Here is a 25,959-nt window from a genome sequence, read left to right as displayed (position 1 = left end):
AGAAGTAAAAGTGCGACTTACAAAGCAATTATGCACGGGTTTTTTCCCCGTATTTGCCTAAAGCAACAACACTTAAAATCCCTAAAACAACAAATATAGTAGCTAAACAGTTTTCTATGGAAAAGCTTTCTGGCCAAAACCGGTCGTAATTGGTGAGTATAGGATCACCTACCCGGTCGTAGTTAATTTCACCTAAACTATTACGCTCAAAAACAGGTGTTTTCCACGGCCAAACCACACCCAGTGAACCGGTTATAAAACCTATAATTGCAGCATTGGTTTGGTTTTTATAGCGTTTAAGCAGATAGCCTAAAAAATTAGATAAGGTTACTAAACCAGTAACCGATCCTAATGTGAAAACGAGCATTACTTTAAGCAAACGTATTCTATGGGGGTCGTTGATGAATGAAAAGTCTGCCTGAAATAGATCTGAAAGTGTATCGTAAAGTGCGTTTACCGAATCTACAAGGAGTAATACATAATTGCCCAGTAGGATTAATATAAAAGAGCCCGATAATCCCGGAAGTGTCATCCCGGAAACACCGATTATTCCGCAGAAAAAAACAAAAATAAGATTATCATTTTGTGTTGCGGGTTCTAGCAGACTTATTCCTATACCGCTGATAATGCCTAAAGCAAGAATGACGATATTTCTTTGAGACCAATCGCTAAAGTCTTTTGCGATATAGTAAATACTGCCAATAATCATTCCAAAAAAAGCACTCCACACATAAAGTGGAAAGTGAATAATAGCAATATCCAGCAGTTTTGAAACACTAAAATAGCTGATTATCATCCCCAAAATCAAAAGGAATAAGAATCTCCCATTTACATAACGGGTAAAACTTCTAAACCTGCCGCTTATAAGCAGCTTAAATGCATTTTTATTAACCTTCTGAAGCGAATATATAAACTCTTCATAAAATCCCGCTACATAAGCAACCACACCACCAGATACACCGGGTACTTTGTTGGCCGCGCCCATTGCGAGACCTTTAAGCACCAGCCAGATTTTATCTGAAAAGGAGCGGGGTTTAGATTCCATTTTTTTGCTTAGAATTCGCGAAGCGTTCAAGTAGGAAAATAGTCAAAAAGCCTATCACTGCCAAAACGATAACTAAAATGATTTTTGGATCTCCCTCATAATTTTGTGGTAAGATACTCTTTTCTAAAAGCGGAACCTGATGCCCTTCAGAATTGGTTCGGAAGCTTAAGACTTCTTTCCAGGGCCAAACTTTGTTGAGTGCCCCTATCATAAAACCAGTAAGTAGCGCCAGTGTTAGGTTCTGGTAATTCTTAAAAAGATAGGTCAATACCTTAGAGAATACTTTAAGACCTACAACACAACCTAACATAAATAGCAGCAACTTAATAGCTGCATTTTTTAATGCTGAAAAATCAAAAGCTAGCAACGCATCTACAAAATTACGCACGGTACCTAATACAATGCTGTAAGAACCTAAAAGCAGTAATATAAAAGACCCTGATATCCCCGGAAGTATCATAGCTATGATTGCAACGAAACCTGACAAAAATATAAACCAATAACTTGCGCCTGTACTCAAAGGTTCTGCGATTGTGATAAAATAAGAAATGACTATACCAATAAATCCAGCGAGAACAACGCCAAAATTCCAACTTTTAATTTGACCTCCTACGTAAACGATACTAGCGATTATAAGACCGAAAAAAAATCCCCAAAGTAAAAGCGGATGCTCGTCTAAAAGAAAAGTAATGAGTTTTGCAAGAGACAAAATACTAAGACCTATACCTAAAAATAAAGCTCCCAGAAACTTAAGATTGTACGATTCTATCATCGTACTGAATCCGTCTTTCTTCCAGACTTTAAATAGCGCAATGTCTAATTTGTCTATCGTAGCAATAAGTTCTTCATAAATACCTGCGATAAAAGCGATGGTTCCTCCAGACACTCCCGGAACCACATCAGCAGCTCCCATTGCTAAACCTTTTAAAGTAACGAGTGCGTAATTTGCAAGTGATCTTTTTTCAGACATTGGCTGATTTTGGTTAGGTTTCAAATGTAAGAAACAAATCTATAATCTTGGGAGTTCAAACTCGTAAGAAAACAAAAAGAGACTGCTTTTACAGTCTCTTTTAAATTCATTTTAAATAAAAGTTGATTTAGCTCTTTTTAGCCTTTTGTATTTTTTGAACTACAGAGCGTTTTGCGAAAACAAAAGGAAATAATTCTTCTAAAATTATATCGTAATCAGGTTCTAATCGCAGTGCATTTTCTAAATGAAAATGACCTTTATCATCCTGACCTTGTGTAAAGAATAAACCAGCTAACCTAAATTCTATTTGTACAGACTCCGGGTAGAATTCAAGCGCTTCAAATAAATTTGTAATAGCTGCTTCTAACTCACCAAGGTTAATTAAAATGTCACAACGTGTTAGCCAGGTTTCTAGCTCATAATTACCCAGCTCTAAGGTTTTGCTATACCCCCGTTCTGCTTCTTCATAAAACTTTAAGCGGTTATTTATTTTAGCGTAGCGTTTCCAGTATAAAACATTATCCCCATCAATATTTATGGCTTTATTGATGTAATAAAGCGCATTTTGATAGTCCATCTTTTTAGTGTAATAATCAGTAATTGCGATCCAGCCCTTGTCTAAAAGCGGATCTTCTTTTACTGTTTTTAAAAAATAGGTGATGGCAAGATCATCGCAATGCAATTTCTGGTAACATTTACCCATTCTTAAATAGGCAAAAGAGGTGGGGTCGTCAAGACCTAACGTGATCTGGTAATTCTCTATTGCTTCATTATACCGACCTAATTTTTCAAGCACCTTACCTTTTTCAAAATAAGCACCAATAAATGTATCATCACTTATGATTGCAAAATCATAAGCTGCTAAAGCTTTTTTATACTTTTTTAGATCAAAATATTGCTTACCCACCTGATGCCAGGCAACTTCACAATACGGATTTTTATCTAAAAACATATTGAGGTAATCTATCGCTTCCTCGTGTTGTTCTAAAAAGTCGAAGCAATAAATCACATTATATAGTGCAGAATAATCATCTTCATCAACTTCTAGACATTTCATAAAATTGAACTTCGCATTCTGAAAGTCATCCATAAACAAATATTCCATCCCTATTAAAGAATAGATATCTGCATCAGCATCGGTAAGTTCTAATGCGGTTTCAAGCAGCTCAATAGCTTTAGTGTGATCATCTTGTTTAGAGTAGATGTTTGCCTTTTGAATGTAGACTTCCTCGTTTTGAGGCTCTAATTCGTATAATTCAGCTAAAAGACGATCTGCTTCTTCTAATTTGTTCTCAAAGATTAAAATTTCAATCTTAAAAAGCTTCAAATTTGAAGAGGAAGGATGCTGGTCTAGTCCTAATTTCACGGCTTTTTTTGCTAAAGCAATCTTGCCGTTCTCTAAATAATGATTAACAATATTCTCAAAGTCATCCGAATCGAAGAAAAGGACATCATTAGTCTTTAACATAGATTCAAAACGGGTGAGCGGGAAATTATCTTCTTCGTGTTCTTGATTAAATTTCATACACGTTGCTTTTAAAAAATTTCTGCCTTTATAAATTTAAAAAGGATAGCAGGCAGACAGCTGTGCTTTTTATATTGTTGTTAACAAAGTAATCAACAATTACGCCCAAAAGTGCAATTATGCCATTTTAGTCGCAATTTTATTTAAAACCTTAAGCAAGATCTCACAGCCCTCTTTTATCTCTTTAGCAGAGATGGTTAGAGGGGGAGTGATGCGTATTGCACGGGTTTCAAAAAGTAACCAAAATAAAATTAAGCTTTCTTCTTGAGCCATTAAAATTGCTTCAGTAGTTATTTCTGCTGAAGGGGTAATTGCAACCAGCATCAGACCTTTTCCGCGAACTTCGGTAATGAGCTTATGTTTAAGCAAGCTTCTAAATAATTTTTCTTTTTCTAAAGCTTGCGCCATGAGATTACTTTCTAAAATAGTTTTTGCTGTTGCTAAAGCAGCTGCCGCAATGACAGGGTGACCACCAAAGGTTGTAATGTGTCCCATTTTTGGGTTATTTGACAAGAGTTGCATATGTGCTTTTGAAGCAGTAAAAGCACCAATAGGCATACCGCCTCCCATACCTTTTCCCATTACAACAATATCTGGAACTACTTGATAATTTTGAAAACCAAAAAATGTCCCTGTACGGCCAAAGCCAGGCTGAATTTCATCAAGAATTAAAAGCGCACCCACTTCTTTACAGCGTTTTCTTACTGCTGCAAGCCAGCCGTGTTCGGGTTGAATAAATCCTGCTCCGCCTTGAATTGTTTCTAAAACAACTCCGGCTGTATTTTCTGTAATTTTATTTAAATCTTCAAAACTATTGAAGTTTATATGCGAAATATCTCCTACAACCGGTCTAAAAGGAGCCACACGCTCTTCGTAGTTCATTAAGCTTAATGCGCCAAAGGTGTTACCATGATAAGCTTGATTAGCAGAAATGATTGCGCTTCTGCCAGTAACTCTTCTCGCCAGTTTCATCGCGCCATCTATAGCTTCTGTACCGCTATTTACTAAATAAGTTTGCTCTAAGGGTTCGGGTAAATTTTCTGCTAATAAACGGGTTAGTTGAACAGCAGGATCTTGAGCATATTCTCCATAAACCATCACATGCAAATACTTTTCGCTTTGCGTTTTTATAGCATTAACAACTGCCGGATGGCAGTGACCTAAACTTGCTGCTGAAACACCTGCTACAAAATCTAGATACGCCTTACCCGAAATATCATAGATATAGGAGCCTTTTGCGTGAGATACTTCAACTGCTAAAGGGTGCGGACTCGTCTGTGCTTGATATTTTAGGAAATCAGCCTTCATTATTTGTAGTTGTTGAATCTTTAACTTTTGGCTTGGGTAGTTCTTTGAGTTGAGGTTTTTGGGTTTTTATGGAATCTGTTCCTTCTTGAATCGTTGCTTTGTCATTAACAGGGACACCTATCGAAGGTGCATCTTCTTCCCGGTTTTTAAAGTCTGAAGGATTTAATTTTGAAGCCTCAGGAATATCGAGTTCTTCATCAGGGATGCTATTGTCAAAGAAATCTTCATCAATCTCCGGTAGTGGAATGCCTTCAATTTTAGTGAGTGTAAACGGAGCTTCTCCTTTAAAGATATCTTCTTTGGTCAGCAAACGTTCATCACCACGCCAGTTCAATCCCGGGAACTCTCTAGACTCGATTGGGAATTTAGAAAGCGGGTAAACCTCACCGTCAACTTGTTTCCATTTTGTGATTTCAACTAATTCATTTTCTTCTAAAATTGCGGTGATTGAAGCCGATTTGCTTTTGTCTATACCTTGTAAAACACCATCATCTCCACGCATATAATTAATGCTCTCAGCATTTTTCACAATATCTATTTGATGCAACGCATTGTCTAGAAATGTACCGTAAAGCACATCGCCTTTTACTTGGTTGAATCCTGTTTTTTCCTTCTGATCAAATAGCGGAATGGTATCTTGCTGCGCCATAAATGCATTCTCAAAGACTTTTAGTGAATCGAGCTGCTCAGTTTTGGTATTGCTTTTTAAATGGATAGAATCACCGGTCATCTGGCTGAGTCCGCTCCATAGAATAGGTTTACCAATCATTTGTGTCAATCCAGTTTGCTGATTGATGTGTATAGAATCTGACTTTCCGCTTAGATCACTTTTAAAAAGGCGTACATTGTAATAACCGCGAACAATACGTTTTTCGGGAATTCCGGTAACAACAAGGCGGTCTCCGTGAATGTAAATCGAATCGTTATCCTGAACGGTTATTGCAACCGCTTTTTTAGTAATAAAAACCGAATCCTTATCCTTGTAAACTTCAGCATAATGCCCTTTAATGACACTATTGTTAGCAGTATCTAGAACCTTAATATTATTAGTTGCTGAAGCAAAATTGGTAGGCCGGTCAAAATATAAACTGTCTCCAAAAACAGTACGGTTGTCATAATCTATTCGGGAATTTTTTACAAAATATCCATTATCATTGCGGGTATCATAGTAACCCCGTTCACAATAAACAGTGCTAGCTTCACTGGTAATGGTTGAAGGTCCATACAGGTATGCCACACCACTTTCTGAATAAAAATCGAGTTGGTCACTTTCAATAACATATTCCGGGTTGGTGACCACCACATCCTGAATAAACGAATACTTGTCTTGGTCTAAAAAATATCTACCTATTTTACTGTTGATTACACTTGCGGTATCGCGTAGGGTTCCGCCGGTGCGGTAATAGGCTTGTTGTTTGATTCTGTCAAAATAGAGCGTATCGGTATCTAAAGTGGCGGTTGGTGTTTTTAAATTCACTCCTCCTGATGCCCAGGCAAATTGGGTATTACCGTTGTACTCCCCATAGTTACTGCGCATACTTATGGTGTCGCCTTGTTTCATACGGACATTACCAATGGCGCGGACGAAATTTTCATTTTTATAATGAAACGCCAGATCACACCACATTTCTATACCTTCATGCTGAATGTAAACCTGATTGGTATTTTTATACATCACCAGAGCTCCCGGATATTTTACTTCATCTATTTGCGAAATATCTGAGGTGATATCTAATTCTTTCCCTTCCTGTGCAAAAGAGCTTGCAGTGAGAAAAAACATTAAAAAAAAGAGGCTGTTTTTTAAAAAATCAGGCATAATATAATTTGATGCAAATATAACGGAAAAAGCAGCGGTTAAAGTATTCCCTTTAGTCAAATATGAAAGCTATTATTTTTAAACCGATTGCGCTTCTTTTATCATTTCAATATAAAAATCTTCGGTTAGGTCATCTTTAGAGAGTTCTAAGTCTGCCAGTAAGCGATAGAGTTTTTCAAAAAGTGCATCAGTTTCAGCATGTTTAGCAGTTGTAGTTTCGATCTCTATAAAAGAATCTTGCAGTTCATCAAATTGAACAAGCGCAATTTCAACAGCAGCGCCCTCATAATTTAGGTTGAAAACTTCACAGTGCTTGGTGTAGTGAGCGGTTTTTGTATATCCTAAATGAAACAGTATTTGCTCAGAATTGTGATGATCTAAAACGATGGTTTCGTATTCAGGTTTAGAACGTGTGACCTTATCAAAAGGTTTGTCTTTAAAAGTTAAATAATGTTTAGATTCGCCGGAATCTAAATTGGTTTTAGTGCGCAAGCGAAACTCCTGATCTTCTGCTGTTAGCTTATTGTTCTTATCAAAATAGCGATCATCGTAGTCCAATTGAAACTGAGAAATAGGATTCAATTTCTGAATTATCTCTCGGGTTTGATCATAATTTTTAAGACGAGCCGTAAGTTCTACTTCATACATAGTTAAGCACTTTTAAGCTTAAAATTAATGCTTTGCAAGCAAGCCTCACACTTATAAATGCACAACTTTATGAATGAAGTTTAACTTTTTGATCACGGGTTCTGACAAAATAAAGGGATAAGCATCTGCGTGGCCCATACTTCTGTTTAGAGAATTGATCGAGTAGGTGAGTGGTAAGTAGTGCTTAATGATCTTACGCATATCTGCACCATCATATGGATCAAAATCACAAGCAACCCTCAGGTTGGGAACTTTTGAAATTTCAGGGTCTAGTGTAAGACCGAAATTAAACGAAGTCTCAAGCACGTCCATCAAATGTAAGTAATGTGCCCAGGTTTCTGCCCAATCTTCCCAGGCGTGCATTGTGGCATAACTGCTGATGTAATTATCTCGCCAATTATCTGGGGCTCCGTTTTTATAATGTTTTTGCAACGCTTCACCATAATCTTCTCGGTCGTCACCAAAAAGCGCTCTGAATTCTTTCAAGTTCTGTGGATTATTTTTTATCAAAACATCCCAATAAAAGTGACCAACTTCATGTCTGAAATGGCCTAATAAAGTACGATAGCGTTCAGAAAGTTGTTCTTTAATATATTCTCTGTGAGCAGCATTTGCTTCCTGAATATTTAAGGTTATGAGTCCGTTATTATGACCAGTCTTAACACCGTTAGGATCATTAGGATCTGAAGCTAAAAAATCGAAGGAGAGGTTAAAAGGAGCATCGTCTATGATGAATTTCACCGGAAGTTTCAACTTATGTAAACTGTAAAATAACCGGCGCTTTGCTGCTTCAATTTTTTGCCAGTCGAGTTTATTTTCAGGATAACTCAAATCTGGAATAATATGATTGGTACTACAAGCTTCGCAATAAGGATTATCACTTTTAGCAGGGACTAACCAGTTACAAGCGTCTAACTCATAATTTGCGCAATACAACAGAACTTGTTCCTTATTTACGGGATTAGCAACCGGAAGGCTATTCATCGGGAACGAAATGATTTTTTCATCTTCATAAAGGTAGCCTAGATCGTTACCACATTTTTCGCAAGAAGTATTTTCAAAATAGACTGGGTTGTTGCAGTTGGAGCACTGAAAAAGTTTCATAATTTGTCGTTGTTAAGACTTTGTAAATGTAGGGTTTAAGAGTTTGCGAGTATTATAATTAATTCAGAAATAAAGCATAAAAAAACCGAAGCATTTTGCTTCGGTTTTTAAATATTCCAATAAGAATTGTCAGACTATCTGTGAATTGTTTGTGTACGGTCTGGACCAACAGAAACAATTTTAATAGGCACATTCAGCTCTTTTTCTAAAAACTCAATATAAGCATTGAGCTCTTTAGGTAATTGTTCATCACCTTTCATTTTAGTAAGATCTTCTTCCCAGCCTTTCATTTCTGAATAAACAGGCTCTACGTTTTCAGGCTCAATATTATAAGGTAAGTGATCTATAACTTCGCCCTTGTATTTGTATTGTGTACAAATCTTAAGGGTATCAAAACCGCTCAATACATCACCTTTCATCATCATCAATTGAGTAACACCGTTTACGTGTACTGCATATTTGAGTGCTACAAGATCTAACCAACCGCAGCGACGTGGTCTACCAGTAGTAGCACCAAACTCATTACCTACGCGTCCCATAGTTTCACCAACTTCGTCAAAAAGTTCGGTAGGGAATGGGCCAGAACCCACACGTGTGGTATATGCTTTAAAAATACCAAATACATCTCCTATTTGATTAGGAGCAACTCCCAGACCGGTACATGCACCGGCAGCAGTAGTATTTGAAGAAGTTACAAATGGATAAGTACCAAAATCAATATCAAGCAAAGAACCTTGTGCGCCTTCTGCCAAGATTGATTTTCCGGCTTGTTGTGCTTGGTATAGATACTCTTCAGAATCAATAAAAGTCAATGATTTTAAAACTTCAACAGCTTTAAAAAATTCAGATTCTAATTCTTTAAGATCAAACTCAATTTTTGCATCGTAGAAATCAATCATATCAATATGCTTATCTCTAAGAGAAGCATAACGATCTTTCCAATCTGCAAGTTCAAGATCTCCTACACGAATCCCGTTACGACCAGTTTTGTCCATATAAGTAGGACCAATTCCTTTTAGGGTAGACCCTATTTTTGCCTTACCTTTTGAAGCTTCAGAAGCTGCATCAAGAAGACGGTGTGTAGGTAGAATTAAATGCGCTTTGCGAGAAATAAGTAATTTCTCTTTGATGTTCAGTTTAAACTGAGCAAGATTGTCTAATTCTTTTTTAAAGATAACCGGATCAATCACAACGCCGTTACCAACTAAGTTGATCGCATTCTCGTGAAAAATACCAGAAGGGATTGTGTGTAAAACGTGTTTGATACCATCAAATTCAAGCGTGTGACCCGCATTTGGTCCGCCTTGAAAACGGGCTATAATATCATAATCTTTTGTAAGGACATCTACAATTTTGCCCTTACCCTCGTCTCCCCATTGGAGACCTAGAAGTAAATCTACTGCCATTTATGAGTTATTGTCTTCGGTTGTGTTTTCTGTTGAATTCTCTTTGCGGGTACCGTAAAAATAAAGGGAGTGTTTGTTAATCTCTATATTAAAAACCTCTTCAATGGTTTTCTTAATAGATTGAATACGTGGGTCGCAAAATTCTATAACCTCACCGGTATCAGTTAAAATAACGTGATCGTGCTGTTTGTCAAAATAAGATTTCTCATATTGAGATTGATTTTGCCCAAACTGATGTTTGCGTACAAGGCCACAGGCCAGTAGAAGTTCTATCGTGTTGTAAAGCGTAGCCCTACTAACCCGATATTTTTTGTTCTTCATACTGATGTACAACGTTTCTATATCAAAGTGGTCTTTGTAATTGTAAATCTCCTGTAAAATCGCATAGCGCTCAGGAGTTTTACGATGACCGTTCTCTTCTAGAAACTTAGTGAAGACGTTCTTTACGACTTCTTGATCTTTATTTATTGTTGCTTTAGGTACCATAATAGAGGGTGCAAAGTTACGTATTTACAGGCGTATGACTTTGTCGATACCGTTTATTTTTTTTAAGTTTTCTATAAGCCTGCGTAAATGCTCTTTGTTTTGAACAATGACGGTAATATTTCCTTTAAAAACACCGTCGTTTGTTGTGAAATTCAGATTACGCATATTTACATGCATATGTTCTGAAATCTCACGGGTAACGTGATTAACAAGCCCAAGGGTATCGATGCCGGTTAACTCTAAGTCTGCTTTAAATTCCTGAGCAGATGAATCTATCCATTTAGCAGGAATAATTCTATAAGCGTAATTGCTTTGTAACGAGATTGAATTGGGACAGTTCTGTTTATGTACTTTTATGCCTTCTGAAACCGTTGTGAACCCAAAAACCTTGTCCCCTGGAATAGGGTTGCAGCATTGTGCCAAAGTATAATCTAATTTTTGCTCGTCTTTGCCAAAAACTAAAAGATCATACTTTTCGGTAATCTCATCTTTATTTACATGCTCCGCTACGGGAGCTTTACGTATTTTATTTTTAAAGAAGGTGACAAAAGCATTGCTACGGGAAGTAGCATATTCTTTTATCATCTTGTTGTCTATTGTACCTATCCCAACGCGGTAAAACAAATCCAGACTGGTTTTTAGTTTAAAATAAATAACCATTTCGTTGATCACATTCTCATCAAGATTGATCTTTTGAGAGCGTAATTTGCGTGTAAGGATAACTTTCCCGTCTTCTGCAATGGTTTTTTTCTCGTCTTTTAAAGAAGACTTAATTTTAGAACGTGCACGCGCTGTTGTGGCGTAATCTAACCAGTTATTATTAGGTTTAGCGTGTTCTGAGGTAATGATCTCTACCTGATCACCACTTTTAAGTTCGTGACTCAACGGAACTAATTTGCCATTAACACGTGCTCCGCGAGTATGCATACCCACTTCGGTATGAATACTGAACGCAAAATCTAAAGGTGTTGCAGCTTTAGGAAGTGATTTTAATTCTCCTTGAGGTGTAAAGACAAAAATCTCTTTATTGTAAAGATTCAGCTTAAACTGCTCAACAAAATCTACCGCATTAGTCTCATTATTTTCTAAAGCTTCTTGTAAACGGTTCAACCATTGATCTAAAGTTTGATCTTCGTCTGTCTCGTTAGATGAACCTTGTTTATATTTATAATGCGCCGCATAACCTTTCTCGGCAATCTCATTCATTCGGTCAGAACGAATTTGAACTTCAACCCAACGTCCTCTGAGTCCCATAACCGTGATGTGCAAGGCTTCGTATCCTGTAGATTTAGGAGAGGAAATCCAGTCACGAAGTCTCGTAGGATTGGGTCTAAAATGGTCTGTGACTATGGAGTATATTTTCCAGGCTAAAAATTTCTCGCTTTCAGGAGCAGCCTTGTAAATAATTCTAATTGCAAATTTGTCATACACTTCGTCAAACGGAATATTCTGTTTGAGCATTTTTCGGCGTATGCTGTAAATAGATTTAGGTCTGCCTTTTATTTCATAATCCAAAATCTCCTTGTCCAGCGATTGTTCAACAGCTTTGGTAAACTCTTCAATATATTGGTCTTGCTGCTCTTTAGTCTCTTTCATCTTACGCGAAATGTTTTTAAACACTTCAGGTTCGGTGTACTTTAGACCAAGATCTTCAAGCTCTGTTTTAATGTTGTAAAGACCTATACGGTGCGCAAGGGGTGCATAGATATAAAGTGTTTCACTAGCGATCTTTACTTGCTTATCTGGCCGCATAGAGTCCATCGTTTGCATATTATGCAAACGGTCTGCAATCTTAATGATGATTACCCTAACGTCATCGTTTATGGTAAGCAGCATTTTCCTAAAATTTTCTGCCTGTAAAGAAACATCCCGATGCTTCTTTAAATTAGAGATTTTAGTAAGACCGTCAACAATGCGCGCTACAGTGGGGCCAAATAATTCTTCCAGATCTTCAAGCGTATACGAGGTGTCTTCCACAACATCGTGCAAGAGGGCGGCGGCAATAGAAGTCGCATCCATACCAATCTCACTGGCAACAATACGTGCTACAGCTAGTGGGTGAAAAACATAGGCTTCCCCAGATTTCCGACGCTGATCTTTATGCGCATCTACAGCTATCTCAAAAGCTTTTCTGATCATTTTTTTATCATCATCAGAAAGCGTGCGGTAACTTATGCGCAATAATTCTTTATAACGCCTGGTAAGCTCTTTATTTTCTTTTTCTATATCAACCGTAGTCATAATTTAAAAGTACAACTATATCCTAAAAAAGCAAATGTAAATACCGCTTCTATTCAGAAATAGATTTTAAAAAAATAGTATGCTTTAAATCAGCTCAAACTCTTATTTAAGACCTTTTAAATTGCGATAGCGTTGCAATAAGGTAGGGTGTGAGTAATGTAATTTTACATATAGCGGATGCGGAGTTAAATTGCTGAGGCTATTGCGAGAAAGTTTTTTAAGCGAACGTATGAGCGGTTCACCTGCGTAGGTGTCTTTTGCGTAATTATCAGCTTGATATTCAAACTTTCGCGATAGCAAGCTCATTAAAAATCCGGTAATTCCAGAAATAGGCGTGTATAAAACTCCAAAAGCGATCAAACCGATGTGAAAACTAGGCTGAGTTACACCTAGCGCTTCAGAAAAAATAGGCATACTTATAAAACTGCCTAATAACCAAAGCGTAAAACCGGTAAGTAAAATTGAAGTAACTAAGTTGATAATAATGTGGTTCTTCTGGTAATGACCAACTTCGTGTGCCAGAACGGCAACAATCTCTTCTTCTTCCAGATCATTAATTAATGTGTCGTATAGTGTGATTCTTTTTTCTGAACCAAATCCTGAGAAATACGCATTGGCTTTTGTGCTGCGTTTAGAGCCGTCAATTACAAAAATATTATTCAGTTTAAAACCTACAGTTGCAGCGTATTGCTCAATTTTTACACGAAGCGAACCTTCCTCCAGCGGTTGTTGTTTATTGAAAAGCGGTACAATGAGTTTGGCGTAAAACATATTCATCACCACCGCAAAAACCGCAAAAACGATCCAGGCGTAAAGCCAAAAAGAACTTCCGCTTAGTTGATAAAACCAGATTACCAAAGCGAGTAAACCACCGCCGACAATAATAGTCATCAACCAACCTTTGAGCTTATCCATAAAAAATAGGGCAGGAGTTGACTTGTTAAAACCGAAGCGTTCTTCTATAACAAAGGTTTTGTAATAACTAAAGGGTGTTGTGAGAATATCTGAGCCAATCATGATAATTCCGAAAAAAATAAGACCAACAATGATCTCATTTGAACTTACTGACCGAGCTAAATTATCAACAAACGCAAAACCATCTGCAAAGAAAAAAGCTAGTGTCACTACGAGCATGAAACTCGAAGTCCGTGTTGAGAATTTTGCATTAACTTTTTTATAGTCTTGCGATTTGCGATAGCTTTCTTCATCATAAACATCAGCCAATTCCTGAGGAATGGGATCATCAAAATGCTTCACGTTTAAAGCGTCTAGAATTTGATCGATCACAAAACTAATTACGATAAAACCGATGATGATATAAAAAACGAGTGTTGGGGTCATAGTGAGTTATATTATTTCTTAAAACCGCGTTGTCTGCGGGCTTCAAAAATCAAGATAGATGCAGCAACAGAAACATTCATAGAATCAATTTTACCTTGCATCGGGATGATGATATTTTGCGTTGATTGTTTACGCCATTCTTCAGAAAGTCCGTCTGCTTCTGTTCCTACGACTATTGCTGTGGAGCCGGTGAAATCTTGCTTCTCATAAGAAATAGCTTCTTGTAAGATAGCCGCATAAATACTGATTTTTTTTTCTTTTAAAAAGGTCAAGACTTCTTCGGTTTTACCGGTGGCAATTTGCGTAGTAAAAACACCACCAACACTAGACCGTATAATATTTGGATTATAAAGATCTGTACGCGGGTTGGCAAGAATAAAGGCATCAACTCCGGCAGCATCTGCAGTTCGCAACAGTGCTCCTATATTCCCTGGTTTCTCAGGTGCTTCAGCGATGAGAATTAATGGATTTTTGGGTAATTGTAAATCAGTTAGTTGATTTTGTTTCGCTATCGCGGAAGCGACAATTCCTTCTGTGCCTGAGCGATACGCTATTTTTTTATAGACTTCTTCTGTAACTGCAATTTGCGCTACATTTTTATCCAGCTTAGATTGAAGCAATTGCAATTCTTCAGCATTTGCAATAGCATCACAAAATAGAATACGTGTCAACTCAAAACCTGCTTGTAGGGCAAGATTGATTTCGCGTACACCTTCAATAAGAAATTCACCATTTTTACGACGCTTGCGCGCTTTGTCTTGCAAGGCTGCCAGGCTTTTTATAGTGGGGTTTTGCGTGCTGCTAATTTCTTTAATCATTGCGGTAAATAACCTTATGTAGATTTTATTTATAATATTGGCTAAAGATACTAAAGTGAGTCAGCCTTATTCATTTTTTGAAATAGAATCAGATACCTTTTTAAAGGTGTAATGTTCTTTTAAAACATCGAGCAGCTGATCTTTAGTGTATCCTTCTTCTTTTTTACTATAAAGCTTTAAGTCAAGTTGATCATTATCTCTAATACTTAAAGTGTCTGTGTGATAAAGTTCGTCAAGCAATTTTTGCAGACTGTAATTCTGAGCATCCAGACAGAGTATGTTTCCGTTTTGAAGAGAGTCTATAGTTAAGCGTTCTGGGTTATCCAGTTTAAAAGCAATCCCGGTTGCTTCAATCTTAACTTCATCATCATCCACGAGGCTTCTTTCCACATTGTGAAAAAACATAAAGGACATCATTATTAAAATAAAGTTATGACTAAAATGTCCCAAAAGTGCCCAAACGAACCCCAGTTTTAATCTGAAAAAACTAAAAATAATTCCTGCGAAAAGCTGGGCTCCCACGATGATTGGCGCCAGCATAAAGAATACCAAATCAACATTATTGTAATTGCTCAAATGGATAAAACCAAAAATTGCTGAAAATAGATAGACGATAATGCGTAGATGCTTTTTCCAAAAACCAGAAAAATCAGTTTTAAATAGATATGCTATGAACCGAAAAACGTAATTGCGTTTATACTTTAAAGGAAATCTAAAGATCAATTCTTCAAGAAGTGGAGGAAGAATAGTGATTAGTAAAATAGAAATCCAGAACGAATGCAACTCGCTATTGAGCACATTTTCATATGGCGTCATTAAGGGCTCTAAAATAGAGATCAAAATCACAAAAATGAATGCGACTATAAAGTCATATATAACACCAGAAATAAGGTATTTAAACTTTTCCCAGGTAGATATAGGGAATGGTATATCGTTTGGCTTTTTTATGAAGTTATTAATGCTACTTACGCGAGCGCGAAATCCCATATTTACTTCTTAAAGAGAGGGATCAAATAGGATATTGTATAAGCATAACCCGCGCCGTAAACATTGTTAAAGGTTACTTTGTTATAACCTGGCGCATATAAATTTGTGAAACCGTCGGGTTCTTTTTGAGTAATCATACGTTTCAGCTGCACATTGAGTCCCATATATAGATTGTTAAAAAGCTCAACCTGTAATCCCATTTGCAATTCAACCCACGTCAAATTTAAATTTGAATAGTTGCGGGAAACGGTGCGTAAATCGGGATCAAAAAATGAATTCGTGGTGTAAATGGTGTAACTATCCAGATCTTGACTAAAGGTCGAGAAACCCGCATGTAACCCTACATAGATCATATTAGACATTCCCACCCAGTTGTTATAGGCATTATAATTAAAACCTGCTTTAATATAACTTCCCTGAGTTTTGGCAAAATAGTTAGCATCATCAAATTCCTTTGACTCTGTACCTATTTCTGCTGCTAAGTAATACCGATCTTTGATCCTAAAATCTCCTACAATAGCAAAACCTAGGTAGGTATCATCGAGAAAACTGCGTAGTGGTTTGCTAAAATCTATACCTACCCGTAAACCGTATTTATTGATTTTAGGTTTAGGCGCGACGGTATCAGCGGCTACCTCTTCTACAGGTTCTTCAACCTCGATGCCACGGTCTTCTTCTTGTGCCTGAATGTTGAGAATACTCAACAGCGCAAAACTAGTGACTAATAAAAACCTGTGTAGTGTCTTCATCTGAAATAGTTCTGGTAGTAAGCGTTATATCATCTATCCAGCGCCCGTCTGAGCCTGAATTATTCTGAATACTAAGATTGGTGTATATCACTCTATAGCCACAAGCAGAACTTATAAATTCTTCCTGCGGTGTATAGTTAAATGTGACTGTATCTGCATTATTAGGATCTTCTGCTGCTACTAAATTATTCGGATTTTTTACAAAAACTAAAACCGTAGCTGTAGTGTCTGTACGCAAAGGTATTTCTATAGTAGATGCATTGGTATATACGATGCTGTCTGAAAGGTCTGGCTTGTATATATTAATATTTAAAGATTTTGTTTCATTGATATTATCTCCATCCAGAAAGCCAATTGTTAATAATGGAGTAGTGGGGGTGCTGGTTGCACAAATATCATCACGCTCGCAAGAAAGGGAGAGTAACAAAACAGCAAGCATTAACAAAATCCAGTTTTTAAACATGGGGCTTATTTCAGTTTTAATAAAACTACATTTTCAACGTGATGTGTCTGTGGAAACATATCAACGGGTTGTATGCGTTCTACTTTATACAATTCATCTAACAGTGCAAGATCTCTTGCTTGTGTTGCGCTGTTACAGCTTACATAAACAATACGATCAGCTTTTATCTTTATCAACTGTGCAACGACGTCTTTATGCATTCCATCGCGTGGAGGGTCTGTAATGATGACATCTGGTTGCCCGTGTTGAGAGATAAATGCATCATTAAATACATTTTTCATATCACCTACGTAAAACTCAACGTTTTCTATGCCGTTTAATTGCGCATTGGCTTTAGCTGCGGTAATCGCGTCAGGAACCGCTTCAACACCAACTACCTTTTTAGCCTGTTTAGCAACAAATTGTGCAATAGTCCCGGTGCCGGTGTACAAATCAAAAACGGTTTCTTTACCCGTTAATCCTGCAAAATCCCGCGTGATTTTATATAATTCGTAAGCTTGCTCAGAATTGGTTTGGTAGAATGATTTGGCATTAATCTTAAACTTAAGACCCTCCATTTCTTCAAAAATATGATCCCTACCAGCGTAGCAAATTACATCCTGATCATAAATGGTATCATTTCCTTTTTCATTAATAACATAAAGGAGCGAAGTTATCTCAGGGAAGGTTTCTTTTAGATAGTCTAGCACCAACTCGCGCTGTTGTTTTTCTTCTTTGAAAAACTGAATCAACACCATCAATTCACCAATGCTGCTCGTACGTATCATTAAAGTGCGCAGAAAACCTTCCTGATTGCGTGTATTGAAAAAAGGAATGTTGTTTTTTGTAGCGAAATCTTTAACACCATTGCGTATCGCGTTACTGGGATCGCGCTGCAACCAACATTTGTCAATATCTAGAATCTTATCCCACATCCCCGGGATATGAAAACCTAAAGCATTTCGATCTTCAATGATCTCATCACTTTGAATTTGCTTTAGTGTAAGCCATTTGCTGTCGCTAAATGAAAATTCCATCTTATTACGATAAAAGTAAATCTTTTTACTGCCGCTAATGGGAGTGATTTCAGGAAGTTCAATTTTGCCCAGACGTTTCAGGTTGTTTACAACTTCGCGTTGTTTGTATTCCAACTGGTAATCGTAATGCATATTCTGCCATTTACAACCACCACAAGTGCCAAAATGCTGGCATTCGGGTTGGGTACGTTTAGGAGAATATTTATTGATTTTTATCGCTGTACCTTCATAATACGCCTTGCGTTGTTTTTGAGTTTGTACATCTACGATGTCACCCGGTACCGCATTATTGATAAAAATAACACGTCCATCAGGCGCTTTAGCTATAGCTTTTCCTTTTGCGCCGGCATCAATTACCTGCACATCAGTAAAAACTTTTCTTGTTTTCTTTCTTCTTGACACGCCGCAAAAATAGAATAAATAAGACGATTATTTCAACGGACTAGCTAGAAGTATTATTGAGTTCAATTTTGAGGGGAAGCTTCTTTATTTAAAGTCAATTTGAATAAAGCTGATGCTCTTGAATTTAATGGAGTTGTCCTCTAATTTTAGTATTTTGCAAGCGCTTAACCGGGATGATTTCTCTCCTGTTGAGGATGTTCTAAATCTGCTTCATAAGATTTAAATTTCAGACTTATACATTTCTTTTGTTTAATAGATAATAATAGAATCGTAAAGAGCTGAGTTATAAAAGCATCTTAAGTAGGAATCGTATAAAGATTACCTTAAAAAATTACAAAATGACTACTGTAAAACAACTCACTTCGCAAGAAGCAATCGCTCTTGAGGACAAGCACGGTGCACACAATTATCACCCACTTCCTGTGGTTTTAAAACGTGGTGAAGGTGTATACGTATGGGATGTTGAAGATAAGAAGTATTATGACTTTTTATCTGCATATTCTGCAGTAAACCAAGGTCACTGTCATCCTGCAATTGTGGGAGCAATGACTAAACAAGCCGAAGTATTAACGCTTACTTCTCGAGCATTTCACAATGATATATTGGGGCGCTATGAAGAGTATGCGACAGACTATTTTAAGTTTGACAAGCTATTACCGATGAATACCGGTGCAGAAGCTGTAGAAACAGCTATAAAAATTGCACGTAAATGGGCTTATGAGGAAAAAGGCGTTGCAGAGCACGATGCACAAATCATTGTTTGTGAAAATAATTTTCACGGAAGAACCACAACGATTATTTCATTTTCTAACGATGAGGATGCTCGTAAGAACTTTGGCCCATACACACCGGGATTTATTAAAATACCTTATGATGATCCTAAAGCTTTAGAACGAGCATTGATCGAAAATAACAATGTTGCAGGATTTTTAGTAGAGCCTATACAAGGTGAAGCGGGGGTTTATACTCCGGCTGATGATTTTATCAAAAAATCGAAGGCTTTATGTGAAGAACACAATGTGCTGTTTATCGCTGATGAAATTCAAACTGGTATTGCGCGTACTGGGGCTTTACTAGCAGTCTGCGGAAATTGTACTTGTGAAGCTCATTGCGAGCGTCAGGAGACTTATACGAGACCAGATATTTTAATTTTAGGAAAGGCTTTATCTGGAGGTGCTTATCCTGTTTCTGCTGTGCTTGCTGATGATGCTGTTATGAATGTAATTAAACCGGGTCAGCACGGTTCTACTTTTGGAGGAAATCCTGTTGCGGGAGCTGTTGCTATGGCTGCTTTAGATGTTGTGAAAGATGAAAAACTTGCTCAGAATGCACGTGTTTTAGGATCGCTTTTCAGAGCTAAACTCAATGAATTTATTGATGGAAGCAATATTGTGAAGTTAGTAAGAGGACGTGGATTACTTAATGCTATTGTGATTAATGATTCTGAAGATAGCAGTACAGCATGGGATATTTGTGTAGCACTTAAAGAAAACGGACTACTAGCAAAACCTACTCATGGAAATATCATTCGTTTTGCTCCTCCACTGGTAATGAATGAAGAGCAGTTGCTTGAGTGTGTTGCAATTATAACTAAAACGCTTAAAGCCTTCGAGAAGTAGTTTTTCATTAGAAAAATGAATTAAAAGAAAAAAGGAGCGACTAATTAGTCGCTCCTTTTTTTCTTTTAAAATAGTATTACTTATTCAGTTGCGATAAGCTCTATGTCAAATGCTATAGCCGTGTTTGGAGGTATAGGTCCGCTTCCTCTTGAACCGTAAGCTAATCTTGCAGGCATTAGTAAGGTGGCAGATCCACCTTCTTGCATATAAGAAATACCTTCTCTAAACCCCGGTATTACTTGACCTAAATTAAATTCAACTTCTGTAGTAGCTTGGTCAAATACAGTGCCGTCCAGAAAATAACCTTTATATTTTACGGTTACATCAGAACTAGTGGTGGGTGTAGCACCTTCACCTTCGGTTGTAATTATATAGTATAAACCTGAATTAGATTTTTCAACATTCAGATCATTAGCTTCTATATATGCTTCTAACTCTTGTTGATTTCGAGTATAAGCTTCGGCTTCAGATTCGTTATTCTCGTCGTCACTGCAAGAAATGAAAAGTGTTAAAATAAATAGGAGTAAAAACGATTTTAAATAATAGAATTTGTTGTTCAAAATTTTAAGATTAAAAGTGAAATAGAATTTATGATTTTAACTAAGATGCTTTTCTAATAAATAGGTTGCTTGATAAAAGGGATTTATTTTTTAGCTGCCAGTTCGGTTATTTTGATAATAACTTCAGTAGCCTTGATCATACTTTCAACAGGAACATATTCAAACCTTCCGTGGAAATTATGACCACCGGCAAAGATATTAGGACAGGGAAGTCCCATAAATGAAAGCTGTGAACCATCTGTACCGCCCCGTATGGGCTTTATAATAGGTTTTACGTATACAGCGCGCATCGCTTTTTCAGCAAGTTCTACAATATGCATTACAGGCTCTATTTTTTCACGCATATTAAAGTATTGATCTTTAATTTCAAGTGTTACAAGCTCTAACCCGTATTGACTATTGATTTCCAGAGCAAGATTGTTGAGTACTTCTTTTCTCGCTTCAAAATGCTCTTTGTTGTGGTCTCTTAGAATATATTCCAAAACGGTTTCTTCAACATCGCCGTGAATTCCATTTAAATGAAAAAAACCCTCTCTCCCAGAAGTATGCTCCGGAGTTTCCAGACGTGGTAATGAGCTGATAAAATCTTGCGCAATATGGATGCTGTTTATCATTTTACCTTTAGCATAACCAGGATGTACGCTTTTTCCTTTAACAAAAACTTTTACACTGGCTGCATTAAAATTCTCAAATTCTAGTTCGCCTATTTGGCTTCCGTCCATTGTATATGCCCATTCAGCACCAAATTTTTCCACATCGAATTTGTGTGCGCCACGACCTATTTCTTCATCTGGAGTAAAACCTATTCTGATGGGGCCATGTTTGATTTCAGGATGATTAATCAGATACTTTGCGGCTTCCATAATTTCTGTAATTCCCGCTTTATCATCAGCTCCAAGAAGCGTTGTTCCGTCTGTGGTGATTAAGGTTTGACTCTTATAAGCCAATAGGTCTTCAAAGTCATCTGGAGAAAGAATAATATCTAGATCTTCATTCAGAACAATATCTCCACCCTCATATTTTTCAATAATTTGAGGTTTAACATCAGTTCCGGTAAAGTCTGGAGTTGTATCATAATGTGCAATAAATCCTATAGTCGGCACAACAGTATTTGCCGTTGCCGGTAAGGTTGCCATGATATAACCGTTATCGTCCATAGTAGCATCTTTAAGCCCAAATTCTATCAATTCTTGATGTAATTTTCTGGCAAGATTCCATTGTTTTTGAGTGCTGGGCGTAGAAGAGCTGTTCTCGTCACTTTGTGTGTCAATCGTTACATAACTAACAAAACGGCTTATTATTGAGTCTTTTTCTATCATATGCAAGGGTATTGAATAATCATTGTAAATGTTGAGGTCAAAGGTACTGTTATGCCTAAAGATTCAAAGGCTGATACTAAATTTTATAATATTTTTAATTATACCTTTTCTTTTGAGTTGCAAGACATAAACTTACTTTTGCAGCACATTAATCAGCCTTATGTATAAATCAATTTTACGTCCTTTACTTTTTAAGTTTGACCCTGAAGGGGTGCATCATTTTAGTTTTAAAAGCATTCGGTTGTTAAGTAAAACCGGACTTTTAAATGTATTAAAACCTGCATTTGAAGTCAAACATAAAAGACTTGAGCGTGAAGTTTTTGGGCTGAAATTTAAAAATCCGGTAGGTCTTGCGGCAGGCTTTGATAAAGATGCAAAACTGTATAACGAACTTTCTCAGTTAGGATTTGGCTTCGTTGAGATAGGGACCTTAACACCAAAGCCGCAATCCGGCAATCCTAAAAAGCGCTTATTTAGGTTAAGAGAAGATCAGGCTATTATTAATCGAATGGGGTTTAACAATGGTGGAGTTGAAGCAGCTGTTGAACGTCTAAAAAAGAATAAAAACGTTCTGATAGGTGGAAATATTGGTAAAAATAAGGTAACTCCTAATAACGAAGCATTCAATGATTATAAGATTTGTTTTGAGGCTTTATATGATCACGTAGATTATTTTGTGGTCAATGTAAGTTCGCCAAATACACCTAACTTACGAGAACTTCAGGATAAAGAGCCTTTGACTAATCTATTAAGTGGTTTACAGAAATTAAACAGAGCTCGAGCAGCAAAAGAAAAACCAATTCTACTCAAAATTGCTCCAGACCTTACAGATGATCAACTTCTGGATATTATAGATATTGTAAATACTACTAAAATAGCCGGTGTTATAGCTACTAATACAACTATAGGCCGAACAGGGTTGTCTTCTGAAAATAAAGAGGAAGTAGGTGGTTTAAGCGGAAAACCCTTAAGAAAGCGAGCTACAGAGGTAATTCGGTTTTTGTCTAAAAAGAGCAACAAATCTTTTCCGATAATTGGTGTGGGAGGAATTCATAGTCCGGAAGATGCGATTGAAAAATTAGAAGCCGGAGCAAGCTTAATTCAGCTATACACTGGTTTTATATACGAAGGTCCATCTCTAATAAAAAAAATTAACAAGGAAATTTTAAAACGAGTTAATTAGTTCAAAGAACTTTCATTAGCTTTAAACTATTAATTGTAAGACCAAAGTAGTATAATTCTTGTGATATCATTTACCTTTTTACACAGACGAATTATTCTGCATTTTTGTGGAGTATTTTTTTTATTTCTTACTTTAGGGATATACGCGCAGACTCCGACAATAGACTCCTTAAAACAGCAAGTTACTCAAACAACAAATGACTCTTTAAAGAGCTATTTGTATCAACGTCTGGGATATGAATATTTATATTTTAAGCCGGATTCCGCACTGTTTTATATAGATAAATCTATAACGATTGCTAAGGCTGTTAAGAATGAATCTGCCACAGCCACCAGTTATAATCGCAAAGGAAGCTATTATGTGTTTCAGTCAAAATATCCCGAAGCGATTGTAGAATTTCAAAAAGCACTTCCTATTTTTAAAAAATTAAAAGATAGTTTAGGTCTTGCTGAAACTTATTCTAATCTGGGTGCGCTTGATTTTTATTTGCGGGATTACGACTCTTCCTTAGATAATTTTCAAGAGGCATTAAATCATATTGACAGTCTCAAACAGGTTAATTTATATACTAAATTAATCACCAATATGAGTGGGGTGTATAGGGAAAAAAAGCAATATGATAGCTCACTTTACTATGCTAAAAAGGCAATAGATTATTTCAAAAATGATAAGGAAAATAGGATAGTTGCAGTAACCTATTTCAATTTAGGAACTGCTCAGTATTTTCTAAATCAATACGAGACTGCTATTGCAAGTCTCAACTATGCTATTGCTCAACCAGAAATTCCTATTCAATTTGAAATCTTATCTAAATCTTATAAATCTCAGGCTTTATTAGCACTTGGTAAAGTAGAAGAAGCAGAAGATGTGCTTCAGAATTTGCAATCTCAAACCGAAAATTTACACGATCAGTATGTGACACTTGAGTTCTACAAGGCAAAGCAAAAAGTTTTTGAAGCAAGAGACAATACTACTGAGGCTCTTATTTATGCCAAAAAGTATATTCAATTAAATAATGAGATTCATAACCGCGAGCAAACCGCAATACTTCAAAATATTAAAGTGAAGTTTGAAACAGAAGAGCGTGAGTTTGAAAATAAATTGCTCAAAACAGATGCAGAAATCCAGGCGATGCAAATCAAAAATCAACGCTATGGAATTTGGGGAATCGCCATATTTATATTTTTACTTTTGGTAATGGTTTTAATTTTATACGGGATGTATAATCTTAAGGCTAAAAACAATGCAATTTTAAAAGAAAAGCAAAGCGTTCTTAATGAATTCAATCGTAATCTGACAACAATAAATAGTGAAAAAAATAAGTTTTTTTCCATTGTAGCTCATGATGTTAAGAGCCCTGTTGCTGCTATTTTAAGCAGTACCAATATGCTTCAAGCTAATCTGGATAGTTTTACTTCTGAAGAGTTGAAGGAATTAGCTGAAGAACTAAAAGGGCAATCTCTAAGTCTCCATTATCTCTTAGAGCACGTATTGATCTGGGCAAAATCTCAAATGGATGGGTTTAAGTTTGTTTCTAAAGAGATTAATTTAAAGACCTCTATTCAGAATTTATACAATAACGAGTTAGTATTTCTTAAGGCTAAGAACATCAGGATAAATTGTAATATAACTGATGATGCTACGATTAAAGCAGATCCTCAGGTAATGCAAGTTGTGATGAGAAATTTACTGAACAACGCAATAAAATTTACACCGAGAGGTGGTGTGATAACCTTTAATACTCAAGAAAAAGACAACTATTACTATATTCATGTTTCAGATACGGGTGTGGGTATGGCTCAAGATAAGATCGAAAAAGTCTTGGTTAATAAGGAACGTTATACTGTAGAAGGCACAGCTAATGAATCTGGTAATGGTATAGGTCTTATACTTTGTCAGGAAATAGCAAAAAAAGCTGGCGGGGAAATAACCGCAACAAGCAGACTGGGTAAAGGCTCAACTTTTACATTAGCACTACCTGTTTTAAAAGACTAAGATTACTTCGATTATAAACTCACATCTTTAATTGTATCTTTATTTTCGCTAAAACATATTAATGAGTCAGGCTCTTAAAATAATCGAATGTCCACGTGATGCGATGCAGGGTATAAAAAAATTTATACCTAGTAAAGCAAAGGTGCAATATCTGCAATCTTTATTGAGGTGCGGTTTTGATACATTAGATTTTGGAAGTTTTGTGTCACCAAAGGCGATACCTCAAATGATAGATACTGCTGAAGTTTTAGAGCAATTAGATTTATCTAAAACTCAGACCAAACTCTTAGCTATTGTCGCTAATCTACGTGGAGCTCAGGATGCAGTTATTCATCCGCAAATTGATTATTTAGGTTATCCATTCAGTATATCTGAAAACTTTCAGATGCGGAATACGCATAAAACAATTGCAGAATCTGTAGAACTTCTGAAGGCCATTCTAGAAGTAGCCGATAAAAACAATAAAAAAGTAGTCACCTATATTTCGATGGGTTTTGGTAATCCGTATGGCGACCCATGGAGTGTTGAAATAGTAGGGGAGTGGACCGAAAAACTAGCAAATATGGGCGTTTCTATCCTGTCGCTTTCTGATACAGTGGGAACTTCTGATGCTGAAACTATAGACTATCTTTTTAAAAATCTCATTCCAAAATATCCTAATGTCGAATTTGGTGCACATTTACATACGACACCTCAAAAATGGTTTGAGAAAGTAGATGCCGCTTATAAAGCAGGTTGCAGACGTTTTGATGGTGCCATTCAGGGTTTTGGCGGTTGCCCGATGGCTAAAGACGAACTTACCGGCAATATGCCTACCGAAAAAATGCTTTCGTATTTTAACTCTGTAAAGGCAGATTCAGGAATTAGACCTATGAGTTTTGAATCTGCACACAACGAAGCAACCCGAATATTTGAATATTACCATTAAGTTAAATAGCTTCCCTGTTTGTTTTAAAAC

At 36.6% G+C, this 25,959-nt stretch carries 22 protein-coding genes; 4 read left to right on the top strand and 18 right to left on the bottom strand.

Annotation, left to right across the window (positions count from 1 at the left end):
* Positions 1-28: 28 nt before the first annotated feature.
* The 16 genes from DSM02_RS10100 to rlmD form a co-directional block, all read right to left on the bottom strand.
* Entirely contained in the window at positions 29-1,045 is a 1,017-nt protein-coding gene (locus tag DSM02_RS10100; RefSeq protein WP_128765517.1) for a DUF368 domain-containing protein, read from the bottom strand.
* Positions 1,035-2,015 carry a DUF368 domain-containing protein gene (locus tag DSM02_RS10095; RefSeq protein WP_128765516.1) on the bottom strand — a complete coding sequence of 327 codons (981 nt, stop codon included), beginning with the start codon at positions 2,013-2,015 and terminating at the stop codon, positions 1,035-1,037. Before DSM02_RS10095 ends, DSM02_RS10100 begins: the two co-directional genes overlap by 11 nt.
* Positions 2,016-2,142: 127 nt before the next feature.
* On the bottom strand, positions 2,143-3,540 hold the full coding sequence (locus tag DSM02_RS10090; RefSeq protein ID WP_128765515.1) for a tetratricopeptide repeat protein: 1,398 nt from the start codon (positions 3,538-3,540) through the stop codon (positions 2,143-2,145).
* 117 nt (positions 3,541-3,657) lie between these two features.
* Positions 3,658-4,848, bottom strand: a complete 1,191-nt coding sequence (locus DSM02_RS10085; RefSeq protein WP_128765514.1) for an aspartate aminotransferase family protein — start codon at positions 4,846-4,848, stop codon at positions 3,658-3,660.
* Positions 4,838-6,628 (bottom strand): OstA-like protein, encoded by a 1,791-nt coding sequence (locus DSM02_RS10080; protein WP_240674028.1) that lies wholly within the window; start codon positions 6,626-6,628, stop codon positions 4,838-4,840. Before DSM02_RS10080 ends, DSM02_RS10085 begins: the two co-directional genes overlap by 11 nt.
* A 114-nt stretch (positions 6,629-6,742) precedes the next feature.
* A complete protein-coding gene (locus DSM02_RS10075; protein ID WP_128765512.1) occupies positions 6,743-7,312 on the bottom strand; it encodes a class IV adenylate cyclase in 570 nt (189 codons plus the stop codon).
* A 51-nt stretch (positions 7,313-7,363) separates the two neighbouring features.
* Positions 7,364-8,416 (bottom strand): zinc-binding metallopeptidase family protein, encoded by a 1,053-nt coding sequence (locus tag DSM02_RS10070; protein ID WP_128765511.1) that lies wholly within the window; start codon positions 8,414-8,416, stop codon positions 7,364-7,366.
* A 134-nt stretch (positions 8,417-8,550) separates the two neighbouring features.
* Complete coding sequence (locus DSM02_RS10065) at positions 8,551-9,822, bottom strand: adenylosuccinate synthase (protein WP_128765510.1); 1,272 nt, start codon at positions 9,820-9,822, stop codon at positions 8,551-8,553.
* The gene (locus tag DSM02_RS10060) at positions 9,823-10,308 is read right to left on the bottom strand and encodes a Fur family transcriptional regulator (protein WP_128765509.1); all 486 of its coding nucleotides are present in this window, start codon (positions 10,306-10,308) and stop codon (positions 9,823-9,825) included.
* Between the two features lie 24 nt (positions 10,309-10,332).
* Positions 10,333-12,549, bottom strand: coding sequence for a RelA/SpoT family protein (locus DSM02_RS10055; RefSeq protein WP_128765508.1), 2,217 nt, complete (start codon positions 12,547-12,549; stop codon positions 10,333-10,335).
* Between the two features lie 102 nt (positions 12,550-12,651).
* On the bottom strand, positions 12,652-13,890 hold the full coding sequence (locus tag DSM02_RS10050) for a M48 family metallopeptidase (RefSeq protein ID WP_128765507.1): 1,239 nt from the start codon (positions 13,888-13,890) through the stop codon (positions 12,652-12,654).
* Positions 13,891-13,901: 11 nt separating this feature from the next.
* Positions 13,902-14,708, bottom strand: a complete 807-nt coding sequence (locus DSM02_RS10045; protein WP_128765506.1) for a TrmH family RNA methyltransferase — start codon at positions 14,706-14,708, stop codon at positions 13,902-13,904.
* Positions 14,709-14,774: 66 nt separating this feature from the next.
* Positions 14,775-15,695: a CPBP family glutamic-type intramembrane protease gene (locus DSM02_RS10040; RefSeq protein WP_128765505.1), complete on the bottom strand. Its 921-nt coding sequence runs from the start codon at positions 15,693-15,695 to the stop codon at positions 14,775-14,777.
* 2 nt (positions 15,696-15,697) lie between these two features.
* Positions 15,698-16,444, bottom strand: a complete 747-nt coding sequence (locus tag DSM02_RS10035; RefSeq protein ID WP_128765504.1) for a DUF6048 family protein — start codon at positions 16,442-16,444, stop codon at positions 15,698-15,700.
* A complete protein-coding gene (locus DSM02_RS10030; protein ID WP_128765503.1) occupies positions 16,410-16,907 on the bottom strand; it encodes a DUF6452 family protein in 498 nt (165 codons plus the stop codon). The genes DSM02_RS10035 and DSM02_RS10030 overlap by 35 nt, the downstream gene beginning before the upstream one ends.
* A gap of 5 nt (positions 16,908-16,912) precedes the next feature.
* Positions 16,913-18,325, bottom strand: a complete 1,413-nt coding sequence (rlmD, locus tag DSM02_RS10025; protein WP_128765502.1) for a 23S rRNA (uracil(1939)-C(5))-methyltransferase RlmD — start codon at positions 18,323-18,325, stop codon at positions 16,913-16,915.
* Between the two features lie 338 nt (positions 18,326-18,663).
* On the opposite strand from rlmD, the gene rocD reads away from it, so the two are divergent.
* Positions 18,664-19,944, top strand: coding sequence for an ornithine--oxo-acid transaminase (gene rocD / locus DSM02_RS10020; protein WP_128765501.1), 1,281 nt, complete (start codon positions 18,664-18,666; stop codon positions 19,942-19,944).
* A gap of 80 nt (positions 19,945-20,024) precedes the next feature.
* Here the strand turns inward: rocD and DSM02_RS10015 are convergent, their stop codons facing one another.
* Positions 20,025-20,504, bottom strand: a complete 480-nt coding sequence (locus DSM02_RS10015) for an FKBP-type peptidyl-prolyl cis-trans isomerase (RefSeq protein WP_128765500.1) — start codon at positions 20,502-20,504, stop codon at positions 20,025-20,027.
* A gap of 83 nt (positions 20,505-20,587) precedes the next feature.
* Positions 20,588-21,823 carry a peptidase T gene (gene pepT, locus DSM02_RS10010; protein ID WP_128765499.1) on the bottom strand — a complete coding sequence of 412 codons (1,236 nt, stop codon included), beginning with the start codon at positions 21,821-21,823 and terminating at the stop codon, positions 20,588-20,590.
* A 160-nt stretch (positions 21,824-21,983) separates the two neighbouring features.
* On the opposite strand from pepT, the gene DSM02_RS10005 reads away from it, so the two are divergent.
* The 3 genes from DSM02_RS10005 to DSM02_RS09995 all read left to right on the top strand — a co-directional run bounded on the left by DSM02_RS10005 (position 21,984) and on the right by DSM02_RS09995 (position 25,929).
* Positions 21,984-23,006, top strand: coding sequence for a quinone-dependent dihydroorotate dehydrogenase (locus DSM02_RS10005; protein ID WP_128765498.1), 1,023 nt, complete (start codon positions 21,984-21,986; stop codon positions 23,004-23,006).
* A gap of 60 nt (positions 23,007-23,066) precedes the next feature.
* A complete protein-coding gene (locus tag DSM02_RS10000) occupies positions 23,067-25,001 on the top strand; it encodes a tetratricopeptide repeat-containing sensor histidine kinase (RefSeq protein ID WP_128765497.1) in 1,935 nt (644 codons plus the stop codon).
* A 61-nt stretch (positions 25,002-25,062) separates the two neighbouring features.
* Positions 25,063-25,929: a hydroxymethylglutaryl-CoA lyase gene (locus DSM02_RS09995; RefSeq protein ID WP_128765496.1), complete on the top strand. Its 867-nt coding sequence runs from the start codon at positions 25,063-25,065 to the stop codon at positions 25,927-25,929.
* Positions 25,930-25,959: the final 30 nt, after the last annotated feature.

The sequence above is a fragment of the Leeuwenhoekiella polynyae genome, from assembly GCF_004104075.1.
Lineage (GTDB): Bacteria > Bacteroidota > Bacteroidia > Flavobacteriales > Flavobacteriaceae > Leeuwenhoekiella > Leeuwenhoekiella polynyae.
This window is presented reverse-complemented; position numbering and strand designations above follow the sequence as displayed.

What these genes read in the sequence shown, in the direction of transcription:
- DSM02_RS10075 (WP_128765512.1), bottom strand. Translation starts at nt 7,312, where the DNA reads ATGTATGAAGTAGAACTTACGGCTCGTCTTAAAAATTATGATCAAACC.
- DSM02_RS10045 (WP_128765506.1), bottom strand. Translation starts at nt 14,708, where the DNA reads ATGATTAAAGAAATTAGCAGCACGCAAAACCCCACTATAAAAAGCCTG.
- DSM02_RS10100 (WP_128765517.1), bottom strand. Translation starts at nt 1,045, where the DNA reads ATGGAATCTAAACCCCGCTCCTTTTCAGATAAAATCTGGCTGGTGCTT.
- DSM02_RS10050 (WP_128765507.1), bottom strand. Translation starts at nt 13,890, where the DNA reads ATGACCCCAACACTCGTTTTTTATATCATCATCGGTTTTATCGTAATT.
- DSM02_RS10065 (WP_128765510.1), bottom strand. Translation starts at nt 9,822, where the DNA reads ATGGCAGTAGATTTACTTCTAGGTCTCCAATGGGGAGACGAGGGTAAG.
- DSM02_RS10030 (WP_128765503.1), bottom strand. Translation starts at nt 16,907, where the DNA reads ATGTTTAAAAACTGGATTTTGTTAATGCTTGCTGTTTTGTTACTCTCC.
- rocD (WP_128765501.1), top strand. Translation starts at nt 18,664, where the DNA reads ATGACTACTGTAAAACAACTCACTTCGCAAGAAGCAATCGCTCTTGAG.
- DSM02_RS10040 (WP_128765505.1), bottom strand. Translation starts at nt 15,695, where the DNA reads ATGGGATTTCGCGCTCGCGTAAGTAGCATTAATAACTTCATAAAAAAG.
- DSM02_RS10085 (WP_128765514.1), bottom strand. Translation starts at nt 4,848, where the DNA reads ATGAAGGCTGATTTCCTAAAATATCAAGCACAGACGAGTCCGCACCCT.
- pepT (WP_128765499.1), bottom strand. Translation starts at nt 21,823, where the DNA reads ATGATAGAAAAAGACTCAATAATAAGCCGTTTTGTTAGTTATGTAACG.
- DSM02_RS10060 (WP_128765509.1), bottom strand. Translation starts at nt 10,308, where the DNA reads ATGGTACCTAAAGCAACAATAAATAAAGATCAAGAAGTCGTAAAGAAC.
- DSM02_RS10080 (WP_240674028.1), bottom strand. Translation starts at nt 6,628, where the DNA reads ATGTTTTTTCTCACTGCAAGCTCTTTTGCACAGGAAGGGAAAGAATTA.
- DSM02_RS10055 (WP_128765508.1), bottom strand. Translation starts at nt 12,549, where the DNA reads ATGACTACGGTTGATATAGAAAAAGAAAATAAAGAGCTTACCAGGCGT.
- DSM02_RS10095 (WP_128765516.1), bottom strand. Translation starts at nt 2,015, where the DNA reads ATGTCTGAAAAAAGATCACTTGCAAATTACGCACTCGTTACTTTAAAA.
- DSM02_RS10090 (WP_128765515.1), bottom strand. Translation starts at nt 3,540, where the DNA reads ATGAAATTTAATCAAGAACACGAAGAAGATAATTTCCCGCTCACCCGT.
- DSM02_RS09995 (WP_128765496.1), top strand. Translation starts at nt 25,063, where the DNA reads ATGAGTCAGGCTCTTAAAATAATCGAATGTCCACGTGATGCGATGCAG.
- DSM02_RS10070 (WP_128765511.1), bottom strand. Translation starts at nt 8,416, where the DNA reads ATGAAACTTTTTCAGTGCTCCAACTGCAACAACCCAGTCTATTTTGAA.
- DSM02_RS10005 (WP_128765498.1), top strand. Translation starts at nt 21,984, where the DNA reads ATGTATAAATCAATTTTACGTCCTTTACTTTTTAAGTTTGACCCTGAA.
- DSM02_RS10035 (WP_128765504.1), bottom strand. Translation starts at nt 16,444, where the DNA reads ATGAAGACACTACACAGGTTTTTATTAGTCACTAGTTTTGCGCTGTTG.